General features: G+C 67.6%; 10 protein-coding genes. 9 read left to right on the plus strand and 1 reads right to left on the minus strand.

Going from position 1 to position 14,381, the window contains the following annotated elements; genetic code table 11:
• Positions 1 to 331: 331 nt before the first annotated feature.
• Positions 332 to 1,561 carry a group II intron reverse transcriptase/maturase gene (gene ltrA / locus AKJ08_RS05380; RefSeq protein ID WP_050725119.1) on the plus strand — a complete coding sequence of 410 codons (1,230 nt, stop codon included), beginning with the start codon at positions 332 to 334 and terminating at the stop codon, positions 1,559 to 1,561.
• Between the two features lie 110 nt (positions 1,562 to 1,671).
• Here ltrA and kamA read toward each other — a convergent pair whose 3' ends face one another.
• Positions 1,672 to 2,916, minus strand: a complete 1,245-nt coding sequence (kamA, locus tag AKJ08_RS05385; protein WP_082342744.1) for a lysine 2,3-aminomutase — start codon at positions 2,914 to 2,916, stop codon at positions 1,672 to 1,674.
• A gap of 270 nt (positions 2,917 to 3,186) precedes the next feature.
• On the opposite strand from kamA, the gene AKJ08_RS05390 reads away from it, so the two are divergent.
• The 8 genes from AKJ08_RS05390 to AKJ08_RS05425 all read left to right on the plus strand — a co-directional run bounded on the left by AKJ08_RS05390 (position 3,187) and on the right by AKJ08_RS05425 (position 14,304).
• The gene (locus AKJ08_RS05390) at positions 3,187 to 4,413 is read left to right on the plus strand and encodes a KamA family radical SAM protein (RefSeq protein ID WP_420806380.1); all 1,227 of its coding nucleotides are present in this window, start codon (positions 3,187 to 3,189) and stop codon (positions 4,411 to 4,413) included.
• Between the two features lie 235 nt (positions 4,414 to 4,648).
• The gene (locus tag AKJ08_RS05395; RefSeq protein ID WP_157370488.1) at positions 4,649 to 6,361 is read left to right on the plus strand and encodes an alpha/beta hydrolase; all 1,713 of its coding nucleotides are present in this window, start codon (positions 4,649 to 4,651) and stop codon (positions 6,359 to 6,361) included.
• Positions 6,362 to 6,485: 124 nt separating this feature from the next.
• Positions 6,486 to 8,228, plus strand: coding sequence for an alpha/beta hydrolase (locus AKJ08_RS05400; protein WP_157370489.1), 1,743 nt, complete (start codon positions 6,486 to 6,488; stop codon positions 8,226 to 8,228).
• A gap of 242 nt (positions 8,229 to 8,470) precedes the next feature.
• A complete protein-coding gene (locus tag AKJ08_RS19085) occupies positions 8,471 to 8,743 on the plus strand; it encodes a hypothetical protein (protein ID WP_050725122.1) in 273 nt (90 codons plus the stop codon).
• Positions 8,744 to 9,048: 305 nt separating this feature from the next.
• The gene (locus AKJ08_RS05410) at positions 9,049 to 10,215 is read left to right on the plus strand and encodes an alpha/beta hydrolase (RefSeq protein WP_082342746.1); all 1,167 of its coding nucleotides are present in this window, start codon (positions 9,049 to 9,051) and stop codon (positions 10,213 to 10,215) included.
• 345 nt (positions 10,216 to 10,560) lie between these two features.
• The gene (locus AKJ08_RS19090) at positions 10,561 to 10,767 is read left to right on the plus strand and encodes a hypothetical protein (RefSeq protein ID WP_157370490.1); all 207 of its coding nucleotides are present in this window, start codon (positions 10,561 to 10,563) and stop codon (positions 10,765 to 10,767) included.
• A complete protein-coding gene (locus AKJ08_RS05420) occupies positions 10,764 to 12,254 on the plus strand; it encodes an alpha/beta fold hydrolase (RefSeq protein ID WP_050725125.1) in 1,491 nt (496 codons plus the stop codon). Before AKJ08_RS19090 ends, AKJ08_RS05420 begins: the two co-directional genes overlap by 4 nt.
• A gap of 325 nt (positions 12,255 to 12,579) precedes the next feature.
• Positions 12,580 to 14,304, plus strand: a complete 1,725-nt coding sequence (locus AKJ08_RS05425) for an alpha/beta hydrolase (RefSeq protein ID WP_157370491.1) — start codon at positions 12,580 to 12,582, stop codon at positions 14,302 to 14,304.
• Positions 14,305 to 14,381 lie beyond the last annotated feature (77 nt).

The following is a 14,381-nucleotide window of genomic DNA, read 5'->3' on the forward strand; positions in this document are numbered from 1 at the left end:
GATGACCAAGTCTCAGGCGGCGTAAATCCAGCGGTCGTGCGGTGAAGGACAGCGTTCTTACCTGGGGAGATCTCGCCTCACGCCTGAAAGGGCGACGCCGCGAGGCGGAGCGAGAAGTCAGCAGAGGCCGTAGTAGCGCCTTCGCACAAGGCGTGAAGGGCCGAACGGTAGGAAGGGTGAAACGCCCGTGAGTCTTGAAGACGCAACGCCTCAGATGTCCAGGCAACTGGAGCTCCCGCTGGAGGATAGGGGTGAAGCCCCGAGAGCCGAGCGGAGCGAGGAAGCGTCGTCGGCGGCGAACGGAAACGAGCGCCCAGGAGCGAGCGACCTGATGGCGAAGGTGCTGGAGCGCCAGAACCTTCAGGCCGCGCTGAAGCGAGTCAGGAACAACAAGGGCAGCCCAGGCATCGACGGGATGACGGTGGACGAGCTGCCGGATTACCTGCGGGCGAACTGGCTCCGGCTCCGCGAGGAGATCCTCTCGGGCCGATACCAGCCGCAGCCGGTACGACGGCACGCGATCCCAAAGAGCGGCGGTGGGGAGCGACAATTAGGCATCCCCACGGTTCTCGACCGATTCATCCAGCAAGCGCTATTGCAGGTCTTGCAGCCCCTGTTCGACCCGACCTTCTCGGAGCACAGCCACGGCTTCCGGCCCAGGCGGAGCGCGCACAACGCGGTGCGTGAAGCCCAGGGTTACGTGCAGCAAGGGAAGCGGTGGGTCGTGGACGTCGATCTGGAGAGCTTTTTCGATCGAGTGAATCACGACGTGCTGATGGGGCGGTTGGCGAGACGGATCGGCGACAAGTCGGTGTTGCGGCTCATCCGCCGCTACCTGAACGCCGGCATCATGGCGAATGGGGTGGTGGTGGAGCGGTACGAAGGGACTCCGCAGGGAGGCCCCCTCTCACCGCTACTTGCGAACGTGCTTCTCGACGAGGTCGACAAGGACCTGGAGTCCCGCGGCCTCTCTTTCGTGCGCTACGCCGACGACTGCAACGTCTACGTGCGGTCGCGGCGAGCGGGCGAACGGGTGATGGAGACGCTTCGGCGGCTCTACTCGGGACTCCGGCTCCGCATCAACGAGACGAAGAGCGCTGTGGCCAGGGTGTGGGATCGAAAGTTCCTCGGGTTCACCTTCTGGGTGGCCAAGGGAAAGGAGGTCCGACCCAAGGTCGCACGCAAGGCCCTCGACGCGATGAAGGATCGGGTTCGGCAGATCACCAGCCGGTCCGGAGGACGGAGCCTCCCGCAGATCGCGGCGGAGCTCCGGGCGTATCTGGTGGGATGGAAGGGATACTTCCGCCTCGCCGTCACGCCCGGCGTCTTCCGGGATCTCGACGAGTGGATCCGACACCGCCTACGAGCCGTACAACTCCGTCAGTGGAAACGGGGACAGACCATCTATCGGGAGCTGCGCGCGCGGGGCATGTCCGAGCACGCAGCGGCCCGGGTGGCCGCCAACGGACGCCGCTGGTGGAGGAACTCGGCCATGGCGATCCACATCGCGCTTCCCAACTCGCACTTCGACGAACTTGGAGTCCCAAGGCTCGCCGCGTAACCTCAACCTACCGAACCGCCGGATGCGGACCCGCTTGTCCGGTGGTGTGGGAGGGGATCGACGGGGCAAAGCCCGTCGCCCCTATCCCGATTGGCGCTCTACGCCGGAGCCTACGGCTCCTCGTAGACGAACTGCTTGTGCTCGAAGTTGCGGAGCGTGACCTGCTTGCCCTCGCGCTTCACCAGGTACTCGGGGAGGAGCGGGATCTTGCCGCCGCCGCCCGGGGCGTCGACCACAAAGTGGGGAACCGCGAGGCCCGAGGTGTGGCCGCGGAGCGACTCGATGATCTCGAGGCCCTTCTCGATCGGCGTGCGGAAGTGCGAGATGCCCTGCGAGAGGTCGCACTGGTAGATGTAGTAGGGGCGCACCCGCATCATGAGGAGCTTGTGGTTGAGCTCCTTCACGATCTTCGGATCGTCGTTCACGCCCTTGAGGAGCACCATCTGGTTGCCGAGGACCGCTCCCGCGTCGGCGAGCTTGCGGCAGGCCTCGAAGGCCTCGGCGGTGCACTCCTTGGGGTGGTTGAAGTGCGTGTTCACGAAGACCGGCGCGTGCTTGCGGAGCATGTACGCGAAGTCGTCGGTCACGCGCTGGGGCAGGGTGACGAGGTTGCGCGTGCCCAGCCGGAACATCTCGACGTGGGGAATCGCACGGAGCCGGCCCAGGATGTAGTCGAGGCGGTCGTCCGAGAGCGAGAGCGGGTCGCCGCCGGAGATCACGATGTCCCGGATCTCGGGGTGCGCCGCGATGTACGCGAGGCCGTCCTCGAGCTGCTTCTTCGCCGCGGCGGTGGAGGGGTCGGAGACCTTCCGCTTCCGGGTGCAGTGGCGGCAGTATACCGGGCAGTTGTGCGTGGTGTAGAAGAGGACGCGGTCGGGGTAGCGGTGCGTGATGCCCGGCACCGGCATGTCCCGCTCCTCGGCGAGGGGATCCTCGAGGTCCGTGGGGAGCACGAGGAGCTCGCCCTGGGCCGGCACGCTCTGGAGGCGGATGGGGCAGTTCGGGTTGCCCGGCTCCATCAGCGCCGCGTAGTACGGCGTGATGCCCATGTGGAACATCGCGTGGGACTTCTCGAAGGCGGTGCGCTCTTCGGCGCTCACGTCGATCACCTTCTCGAGGGACTCGAGGGAGGTGACGCGGTTGCGCTGCTGCCACTGCCAGTCGTTCCAATCCTCGTCCGGCGTCTCGGTCCAGGCCCTGCCGCGGCCGCCGGTGGGGAAGCGGTCGCGGATGTGCTGCACGGGGCGCGGATCGCCGCTGCCGGCCTTGGTGTCCACGCAGGTCTGGCGCACCTTGGGCTTGTTGAGCTGGACGACCGGGGCGTCCGGCCCGGGCCCATTGGCGGTGATGCTCATCGTCGATCTCTCCTCTCGACAGGACGCGACCTAGGCGCGCCGGAAGGGGCGCAAGCTACGGAAGGAAGCCCCAAGGGTCAAGCGCCGGGCGCATCTCGTGTTATAGGGGGCCCGGCCGCTCCCTGCCAAGGCGCGGCCCGTCATCGGCGAACCGACGTCCGCTGGACTCGACTCGCCCAGGAGCGCCGCTTGAGCCCGCCCAAGCCCGCCGCGCCGGGCACCGCCCGAGGCGCGGCCGATGGTCCCCTCGCCGCCGAGCCTCTCCCTATCCTGGGGAGTATCCTCGGGGCGCGCGAGGCCCGCCGCCCGCCACTCACCGTTCCCCCGAGGGGACGCGCCGAGCCCCGGCCGTGGCGCGAGCTCTTTCCCGACGCCACCGAGGCGGAGTGGAACGACTGGCGCTGGCAGGCGCGCCGCTCCATCCGAACGCTGGAGGAGCTCGAGCGCTTCGTCTCCCTCACGGAGGACGAGCGGGCGGGCGTCGTCGAGACCGCCTCGATCTTCAAGCTCGCGATCACGCCGTACTACCTGACCCTGATCGATCCCGAGCACCCCTTCTGCCCGGTGCGCCGGCAGGCGATCCCGTCGAGCGCCGAGGCCAGGGTCGCGCCGGGCGAGCTCGCGGATCCGCTGGGGGAGGATCTCCACCGGCCGGTGACGAGCATCGTCCACAAGTATCCCGACCGCGTGCTCCTCCTCGCGCTCGACCGCTGCTCGGTCTACTGCCGCCACTGCACCCGGCGCCGGATCACCGGCCAGCCAGAGACGGAGATCGACCGCTCCACCATCGCCGAGGCGGTCGACTACCTCCACGCGCACCCGGAGGTGCGCGACGTGCTGATCTCCGGGGGGGATCCCTTCCTCCTCGCGACTTCGCGCCTCGACGAGCTGCTCGGCGCGATCCGTGCCGTCCCCCACGTGCAGATGATCCGCATCGGCACCCGCGTCCCCGTGTGCACGCCGATGCGCGTGGACGACGAGCTCTGCCGGGTGCTCCGCAAGCACGCGCCGGTCTTCGTCGTCACCCACTTCAACCACCCGAAGGAGCTCACGGCCGACTCGGGTGCAGCCTGCGAGCGGCTGGTCGACCACGGTGTGCCAGTGGAGAACCAGGCGGTGCTCATGCGCCGGATCAACTCCGACGCCCGGATCCTCACCGACCTCTCCCACCGCCTCCTGGAGCGACGGGTGCGCCCCTACTACCTCCACCAGATGGACGTGGCGGAGGGCCTCGAGCACCTGCGTACGCCGATCCGCACCGGCGTGGACATCCTCGAGAAGATGCGCGGCTGGACCACCGGCCTCGCGATCCCGCACCTGGCGGTCGACCTGCCCGGCGGCGGCGGCAAGGTCACGCTCTCGCCGCAGTACGCCGTCGAGTTCACCGAGCGCGAGACGACGTTCCGCAATTACCGCGGCGAGCGCTACCGCTACCCGGAGCCGGTCGAGCAGGACGTCTCCTGCCCCTACGACGAGGTCTTCTACTCGGGGTCGTAGTTGACTGGCTCCCGGTCCCTTCGGTTCGCTTTTGCGAACCGATCACGGCGCTGTTAGCCGCGTGCTCGCAAAATTCGCCGCCATGCGATTCCTGTGCGGCGAGCGGCAGTTCGATTTTCCGGTCCGCCCTTGTTGTCGGCTCGACGCCATGACCTCCTTTCCGTGCTTGATGCACGGCGGGAGAGTCGTTCTCCCAAGTGGGGGCGGTATGGATTCGAGACGTTGGGCGAGGTTCATGTTGGTCGCTGCAGCCTTGGCTGCGCTGTCCTTCGGCGCCGGATGCGGCGACGACGAGCGCGCCGGCGGCTCGGGGACGGCTGGCGCTGGGGGCGGGACCGCTGGCGCCGGCGGATCGGATGATCCGGGTGGCTCCGGTGGCGATGGGGGCAGCGCCGGTCAGGACGGAGGGCAGGGCGGAGCGGGCGGACAGGGTGGCGAAGGCGGAGGCGGCCAGCCAGACGTGACCTGGACCTCCTGCAACCGCCAGGGGCTCCCGCTGCTCTGCACGACGCTCGAGGTTCCCCTCGACTGGTCGCGGCCCGAAGGGCAGCGGATCCCGTACTTCGTCCAGAAGGCGACCACCACGAAGAGCCCCAAGCTCGGGCAGATCTGGCTGCTGGTCGGCGGCCCCGGGTACTCGGGTGACGGCATCCTCGGGGGAGCGCAGTGGTTCACGTCGCTGGGCTTCGACGTCTACGTGCCCGACTACCGCGGAACCGGTCGGTCGGCCCCGCTCGGCTGCGACGGCGAGTCCGCATCGTCGACGTCGCAGCGCTGCCTCGCCGAGCTCGCCCAGATCTGGGGCGACGACCTCGCGAGCTTCTCGACGACGGGTGCCGCCCTCGACCTCGGGAAGACGATCGAGCGCTTCCGTGAGCCCGGCGGGAAGGTCTTCGTCTTCGGCGCCTCCTACGGCACGTACCTCGCCAACCGGTACATGAACCTCTTCCCCGAGCGGGCCGATGGAGTGGTCCTCGCAGGCATCTGTCCCCCCACTGGTTGCAGCGTTCGAGCCGATCGGACCATCGACCTCGTGGCCCGGGATACCTTCGCCGCCTGCTCCTCCGACGCCTTCTGCACCTCCAAGCTCGGCTCCGACCCGTGGCAGACCCTCGAGGCGGTCTACGAGAAGCTGCGCCACGGTCACTGCTCGGCGCTCGCTGGGGCCCAGAGCGACGTGGCACTCTCGGGAATTCTTGGTGGTACCCTGGGTGAGCGATCGCTCGCGCCCGTCGCGCTGGCCGCAGCGTATCGGGCCGACCGATGCGATCCCAAGGATGTCACGGCGCTGAAGGCGCTCGGTCGCCAGGTCGCACCCTGGATCTTTGGCCTCACCACGTCGAATCAGCCGTTCTCCGAGTATCTCTACATGCACATCGTGATGTCGGAGTTCTTCGACGGGATCACGCCGGACGACCTCCGGGACGAGGCCGCCCGACTCACGGTCGCGCCCGGCTATGAGGAGTCCATGGCCCGCGCTCGCGAGAACTGGCCTTGGCCGCTGTACGAGACGCCCTCCGAGCTCAAGCGCTGGGCCCCGGTGTCGACGCCGATGCTGATGATCAACGGCACCCTGGATTCGGCGACGCCGATCGTGGACCTCGCCGGGATCGAGGAGGCCTTCCCGGGCGCCACCCAGACCTTCGTCCGGGTGCCGAACGAGGGCCACGGGGCCTTTCAGCAGAGCTGTCCTCTCGCGATCGTCGCGGACTTCGTACAGGACCCGTCTGCGCCGCTGGATCTCGGATGCCTGTCCGCCCTCGAGACCCTCGACCTTCGCGGCAGCAGCGACCTCGCGCGGCAGGCGTTCGGCACCGGCGACCTCTGGGAGAACACCGCGCAGGCCGCGATGGCCGAAGGGCCCGCCGAGTCCATGGAGGAGCCGACCGATCCGGGCCTCCTGCGGGCGATCGAGAACGCCCGGTCGGCGATTCGGCCGCGCTGGTAGGGCGAATCCCGCGCGGGATCGAGGGTTCGAATTCCCGGTCCGCCCTTGTGGCCGGCTCGACGGCGTGTCTTGCTGTCGGTGCTTGGTTCACCAAGGGAGAGTCGATCTCCCGGAAGAGGGCGGAATGGTTTCGAGTTTTCGGGCGAAGTTCATGGTCGTCGCTGCCGCGTTGTCTGCGCTCTCCTTCGCGGCTGGATGCGGCGACGACGAGCCCGCTGGCGACAGGGGTACGGCCGGCTCCGGTGGTGGCTCCGCGGGCACCGGCGGTTCGGAGGAACCGGGCGGCGACGGCGGGCAGGGCGGTGGAGGAGCCGGAAGTGGCGGTCAGGACGGGGGAACCGGTGGGTCCGGAGGAGACCATGAGCCCGAGGTGACCTGGTCCGCCTGCAGTCTTCCCGGGATCCCGCTGGTCTGCACGACCCTCGACGTTCCCCTCGACTGGTCGCGGCCCGAAGGAGCGCGAATCCCGTACTTCATCCGGAAGTCGAAGGCAGCGAAGAGCCCCAAGCTCGGGCAGATCTGGCTGCTGGTCGGCGGCCCCGGACACTCGGGAGAGGACATCATCGGCGTGGCGCCCTACTTCACGTCGATGGGCTTCGACGTCTACGCCCCCGACTACCGCGGAACCGGTCGCTCGGCCCCGCTCGGCTGCGAGGGCCAGGACGCATCGTCGGTTTCGAAGCGCTGCCTCACCGATCTCGCCCAGATCTGGGGCGACGATCTCGCGAGCTTCTCGACGACGGGTGCAGCCCTCGACCTCGGGAACACGATCGAGCGCTTGCGTGAGCCCGACGAGAAGGTCTTCGTCTTCGGCACCTCCTACGGCACTTTCCTCGCCAACCGATACATGAACCTCTTCCCGGAGCGGGCCGATGGGGTGATCCTCGGAGGCATCTGCCCCGCCACCGGCTGCAGCGTCCGAGTCGACCGCAGCATCGATCTCGTGGCTCAGGAGACGTTCGCCGCCTGCTCCGCGGACGCCTTCTGCCGCTCCAAGCTCGGCGACGACCCTTGGCAGACCCTCGAGACGATCTACTCGAAGCTTCGACGCGGCCACTGCTCGGAGCTCGCCGGAGAGTGGAGCGACGCGGCTCTCTCGGCAATCCTCGGCGGCACCCTGGGGGAGCGGTCTCTGGCACCCGTCGCGCTTGCAACGGCGTACCGGGCTGACCGATGCGATCCCGAGGACGTCGTTGCGCTGAAGGCGCTAGGGCGCCAGGTCGCGCCGTGGATCTTCGGCCTCACCAAGGCGAACCAGCCGTACTCCGAGTATCTCTACCTGAACATCGTGATGTCGGAGTTCTTCGACGGGATCACGCCGAACGACCTCCGGGACGAGATCGATCGGCTCACGGTCGCGCCGGGCTACGGATTGGGTTACGCCGACGAGCGCGAATCCTGGCCCTGGCCGCTGTACGAGACGCCGTCCGAGCTCAAGCGCTGGGCCCCGGTGTCGACGCCGGTGCTGATGGTCAACGGCACCCTGGATTCGGCCACGCCGATCGCGGACCTGGCCGGGATCGCGGACGCCTTCTCCGGCCCCGCGCAGACCTTCGTCCGGGTGCCGAACGAGGGCCACGGCGCCGTCCTCGAGAGCTGTCCTCTCGGGATCGTGAAGGCCTTCGTGCGAGATCCGTCGGCGGAGCCGAACCTGTCCTGCCTCTTCTCCCTCCAGACCCTCGATCTTCGGGGAAGCAGCAACCTCGCGCGGCAGACCTTCGGCTCCCGCGACCTCTGGGAGAACTCCGTGCCGGCCGCGATGAGCTCCGCTCCCGCAGAGCCCGCCGAGTCCGGGGAGGAGCCGACCGACCCGGGCCTCCTGCGTGCGATCGCGAAGGGCCAGTCGGCGATCCAGCCGCGCTGGTAGCCGATCGGTCCGTTCGCGACAACGGAACGCCGACCGCGGCGCCCTCTCTCAACCGAGGGGGCGCCGCGGTCGAAATCACGGTCCTCTCTTTTTTTCACTCTGAGTGTCGTATCCTGCTTCCCGAATGCGGTTCATTTGGGGGGGAGGCCTGCCTCCCCTGGAGGTAGGAATGTCGAGAGTAGGAGCGAGGTTCGCGGTCGCGGCATTGGCTGTCTTGTCGCTTTCCCTCGGGATCGGCTGCGGTGACGACCCGAGTGGCGGCGGCGGAGCCGCAGGCGAGCTCGGGCCCGGAGGAGCCCCTGGCCACGCCGGATCCGGCGGCGGTGGCGCCGGCCAGGGAGGCGGCGACGCGGGCGGAGCGGGAGAGGGCGGCAGCGGTGGCAACGCAGGCCAGGGAGGCGCGGGCGGAGGCGGAGGAGCAGGCGGGAGCAGCGGTCATGGCGGCGACACCGGGACCGGAGGCGCAGGTGGCGGCGACGGCGGTAGCGGAGGAGGCGGTGGCCAGCCCGCGGTGAGCTGGGTTCCCTGCAACAAGAATGGCATCCGCATCGAATGCGGCACCTTCGATGTGCCGCTCGACTGGTCGAAACCCGAGGAGAGACGAATTTCGTTCTTCGTCCGGAGGGTCCCCGCGACCAGGAGCCCCAACGTTGGACAAATCTGGCTCCTGACCGGGGGACCCGGCTATTCCGGAGAGGGCATTCTCGACGCTGCGCCGTACTTTGCCTCGCTTGGTTTTGACGCCTATGTACCCGATTACCGCGGTGTAGGCGCATCGACCCTGCTCGGCTGCGAGGGCGAGTTCCCGTCCGAGATCAGCATGACCTGCCTCTCGTCGCTGGCTCGGAAGTGGGGAGACGGTCTCGCCCAATTCTCGACCACCGGCGCCGCCCTCGACATCGGGAACGCGATCGAATCGCTCCGCGAACCGGGAACGAAGGTCGTGGTCTTCGCCACCTCCTACGGGACCTTCCTCGGGAACCGCTATCTGAACCTCTTCCCGGGCCAGGCGGATGCCGCGGTCTTCGGCGGAATCTGTCCGGCGACGGGATGCAGCATCCGTCACGACCGGAGCACCGATCTGGTGGCACAGGAGACCTTCCGCGTCTGCTCGACCGATCCTTTCTGCCGCTCCAAGCTCTCCGCCGACCCTTGGGGAAAGCTCGAGGAGATCTACCAGAGGGTTCGACGTGGGCACTGCAACGACCTCTACGGACGAGATACCGAGTATTTCCTTTCGGCGCTCCTCGACGCAGCCCTGGGTGAGCGGACGTTGGTTCCGGTTGCGTTGGCCACGGCCTATCGAATCGATCGCTGCTCTCCCGCCGACGTCTCGGCCGTCATGAACCTGGCTCGCGTCATGATGCCGTGGGCCTTCCCGGTTACGAGTCGAGATGGGATCTCTGCCTATCTCTATGAAAACATCGTCGAATCGGAATTCTGGGACGGCATCACGCCCGATCAGCTCCGCTACGAGTACTTCGATTATCTCGTCTCGCCGGGATACGGATTCTCCATGGCAGACCAACACGAGGCGTGGCCTTGGCCTCTGTATTCGACGCCGTCCGAGCTCAAGCGATGGGCGCCCGTCTCGACGCCGATGCTCCTTGTAAACGGAACCCTGGATCTGCCCACACCAATCGCCGATCTCCAGGGGATCGAAGCGGCCTTCCCTGGGCCGACGCAGACCGTTGTCCGCGTCCCGAACGAGGGCCATGGCGCCATCCTCGAGGACTGCCCCCTCTCGATCGTTCGAGCGTTCGTCGAGAATCCGTCGATTCGTCCGAACATCTCGTGCCTCTCCGCGATGGAGGCGATCGATCTTCGGGGAAGCAGCAGCCTGTCTCGACAGGTCTTCGGCACCAATGACTTGTGGGAGAACGCCGGACAGTCGGCGGCGCCCGCGTTCCTAGCGGACACTCCGACCGATCCGGGGCTCCTCCGGGCGATCGATCGGGCCCGGGAAGGGCTCAAGCATCGCTGGTAGAGCGAGCCGGGAGCGCTCCCGAAGGACGGGGGCGCTCCTCCATACCTGTTGAACGATCGAGCAGGGGTCGCTCGTGGTTGTGCGCAATGGTTCTCTTTTCCGAACCACCGCGCCCTGCGAAACCCGGAACCGCGTGAAAATCCGTTGGTTTGCAGCGCCACCGTTGGTTTCGATGGTTCGAAATCACGGTCCATTCTTGTCGTCACTCTTGGTGTCATGGCCTGCTTCACGGGTCGACGAGGCGGGCGTTCCCGCCGCTCCGGGAGGTAGCCATGGCGAGGGTACGAGCGAGGTTCGCGGTCGCTGCTGTAGCTGTCTTGTCGTTGTCCCTTGGAATCGGCTGTGGTGACGACCCGGACGCAGACCGAGGTGGCTCAGGCGGCGAAATCGGGACGGGAGGGGGCGGTCACGCCGGAGCCGGCGGAGGAGGAGCCGGCAAGGGTGGCGGCGCAGGTGAGGGCGGCAGTGCAGGGGGAGGCGCTGGCGGGAGCGCAGGCGACGCCGGGACCGGAGGCTCGGGCGGCAGCGGAGGGGACGACAAGCCCGCGGTGAGCTGGGAACCCTGCGACGACTTCGGCGTGCGCATGGATTGCGCCACCCTCGATGTGCCGCTCGACTGGTCGAAGCCCGAGGGGAGGAGGATCCCGTACTTCGTGCGGCGGGTTCCCTCTGCCACCGGAGTCCCGAAGCGTGGCCAGATCTGGCTCCTGGTCGGCGGACCCGGCTATGCCGGGGAATGGACCCTCGACCTGGCGCCGACCTTCGCTTCGCTCGGATTCGACTCCTACGCTCCGGACTACCGAGGCGTCGGCCGATCGGCTCCGCTGGGCTGCGAGGGAGAGCCCCCCTCCAACTCCGAGGTCACCTCCACCTGCCTCGCAGAGCTGGCCCAGGAGTGGGGAGACGGACTCGCCCAATTTTCGACCACCGGCGCCGCCCTCGACCTCGGAAACGCGATCGAGTGGCTCCGTGAGCCGGGCAAGCAGGTCGTTGTCCTCGGCACCTCTTACGGGACCTTCCTCGGGAACCGCTACCTGCACCTCTTCCCGACGCAGGCGGACGCCGCGATCTTCGGCGGCATCTGCCCTGGGAATGCCTGCAGCGTCCACCAGGATCGCGCCACCGATCTCATCGCAAAAGAGACCTTCCGGCTCTGCGCGGCCGATTCCTTTTGCCGCTCCAAGCTCTCCGACGACCCCTGGGGAAAGCTCGAGGAGCTGTACCAGAAGGTGCGCAGCGGGCACTGCGACCAACTCGCCGGATGGCAGACCGAGCGTCTCATCTCGAATCTCTTCGTCTCGGTCCTGGGAGAGCGGTCACTGGCCCCGGTGGCGCTCGCCATGGCGTACCGCATCGACCGCTGCGATCCCGCCGACGTGTCGGCGGTGATGACGCTGGCTCGATTGGCGATGCCGTGGTTGTTCGCGGTCACGACGGACGAGGCGCCGTACTCCGCGTATCTCAGGAGGCAGATCACCAACTCCGAGTTCTGGGAGGACGGTTTGACCCCCGAGATGCTCCGCGACGAGGTGCTCGATCACCTCGTCGCTCCGGGCCTCGGCTACGCGTTCGCCGAATGGTACGAGACCTGGCCCTGGCCCCTGTACTCGACTCCGGCCGAGCTCAAGCGGTGGGCGCCGGTCTCGATCCCGATGTTGTTGATCAACGGGACCCTGGATCTGCCCACGCCCCTCGCGGACATCGCGGGGATCGAGGCGGCTTATCCGGGGCCGGCTCAGACCTTCGTCCGCGTCCCGAACGAAGGCCACGGCGCCATGGACACGGCCTGCCCCATGTCGATCGTCCGAGCCTTCGTCCAGGACCCATCGGCACGGCCCGACCTCTCGTGCCTCGCCAGGATGGAGACGATCGATCTTCGGGGAACCAGCAGCATCGCCCGCCAGGTCTTCGGTACCACCGACATGTGGGAGAACTCCGGAGCGTCGGCGGCTCCCACGTTCCTCCCGGACGAGCCGACCGATCCGGGCCTCCTCCGGGCGATCGAACGGGCCAAGGACGGACCTCGTCCACGCTGGTAGCCCAGACCTGGAGCGCTCCCGATCCGCTGAGGCGGGAGCGCTCCTCCATCCGTGTCGAACGGTCGAGCCGGGGTCGGCCCCGCGGAATGGTTCTCTTTTCCGAACCACCGCGCCCTGCGAATCGCGGAAGCGCGTGAAACTTCTGTGATTCCGAGATTTGCAGCAGCCGAGTAAGTTTCGATGGTTCGAAATCCCGGTCCATTCTTGTCGTCACTTCGTGTGTCGTGGCCTGCTCCTCGGGTCGACGAGGCGGGCGTTCCCGCCTCCCCGGGAGGTAAATATGGCGAGGGTAGGAGCGAGGTTCGCGGTCGCTGCTGTAGCTGTCTTGTCGTTGTCCCTTGGGATCGGCTGCGGCGACGACCCGAGTTCGGACCGAGGCGGAACCGGGGGCGGAGGATCGGGTCAGGCCGGATCCGGCGGAGGTGGAGCCGGAAAGGGTGGCGGCGACGCCGGCGGCGCAGGTGAGGGCGGAAGCGGCGGAGGAGCTGGCGGGAGCGCCGGCGACGCTGGGACCGGAGGCGTGGGCGGCGGCGACGGTGGCAGCGGAGGGGACGACAAGCCCGTGGTCGGCTGGGAGCCTTGCAACGCCTTCGGCATGCGCATGGATTGCGCCAACCTCGATGTGCCGCTCGACTGGTCGAGGCCCGAGGGGAGGCGGATCCCGTACTTCGTGCGGAAGGTTCCCGCGACCGGCATCCCGAAGCGCGGCCAAATCTGGCTTCTGGTCGGAGGACCCGGTCTTTCGGGGGAGGCGACCCTCGACATGGCGCCGTTCTTTGCCTCGCTCGGCTTCGACGCCTACGTGCCTGACTACCGCGGCGTCGGCCGTTCGGCTCCGCTGGCCTGCGAGGGAGAGCCCGATTCCAACGACGAGGTCAGCTCGACCTGCCTCGCGGAGCTGGCCCAAGAGTGGGGAGACGATCTCGCCCATTTTTCGGCCACCGGCGCCGCCCTTGACCTCGGAAACGCGATCGAGTGGCTCCGCGAGCCGGGCAAACAGGTCATCGTCCTCGGCACGTCCTACGGGACCTTCCTCGGGAACCGCTACTTGAACCTCTTCCCGACACAGGCGGACGCCGCGATCCTCGGCGGCATCTGCCCTGGGAATGCCTGCAGCCTCCATTACGATCGCGCCACCGATCGCACCGCACAAGAGACCTTCCGACTCTGCTCGGCCGATTCCTTCTGCCGCTCCAAGCTCTCCGCCGACCCATGGGGAAAACTCGAGGAGGTGTACCGGAAGCTGCAGCGCGGCCACTGCAGAGAGCTCGGGGGACTACAGACCGACTTTGTGTTTTCGTATCTCCTCTACACGGTTCTGGGAGAGCGATCGCTGGCCCCGGTTGCCCTCGCCACCGCGTACCGCATCGACCGTTGCGATCCAGCCGACGTGTCGGCAGTGACGAACCTGGCTCGCTTGACGATGCCGGGGATGTTCGCGGTCACCGCAGACGATGCGCCGGAGTCCGCGTATCTCAGAAGGCAAATCACCAACTCGGAGTTCTGGGAGGACGGGTTGACCCCCGACATGCTCCGAAACGAGTGGTCCGATCACCTCGTCGCCCCGGGCTTCGGCTTCACGCTCGCCAGTCAGTACGAGACCTGGCCCTGGCCCCTGTACACGGTCCCGGCCGAGCTCAAGCGGTGGGCGCCGGTCACGATGCCGATGTTGATGATCAACGGAACGCTGGATATCCCCACGCCCATGGAGGACATCGAGGGGATCGAGGCGGTTTTTACGGGGCCGGCGCAGACGTTCGTCCGCGTCCCGAATGAAGGTCACAGCGCCATCATGGCGACCTGCCCCCTCTCGATCGTCAAAGCCTTCGTCCAGAATCCGTCGGTGCGGCCGGACCTCTCTTGCCTCTCCGGGCTGGAAACCATCAACCTTCGGGGAACCAGCAGCCTGGCTCGGCAGGCCTTCGGTACCACCGACATGTGGGAGAACCCAGGGGCGGCGGCTCCAACGGTCCTCCCGGACGAACCGACCGATCCGGGCCTCCTCCGGGCGATCGAACGGGCCAAGTACGGCCCCCGGCCGCGCTGGTAATCGATACGTGTAGCGCTCCCCGATCCCCTGAGGCGGGAGCGCTCCTCGATCCCCTCGCACACGTAAATCGGATCTCG

Origin of the sequence: Vulgatibacter incomptus (assembly GCF_001263175.1) — a bacterium.
GTDB lineage: Bacteria > Myxococcota > Myxococcia > Myxococcales > Vulgatibacteraceae > Vulgatibacter > Vulgatibacter incomptus.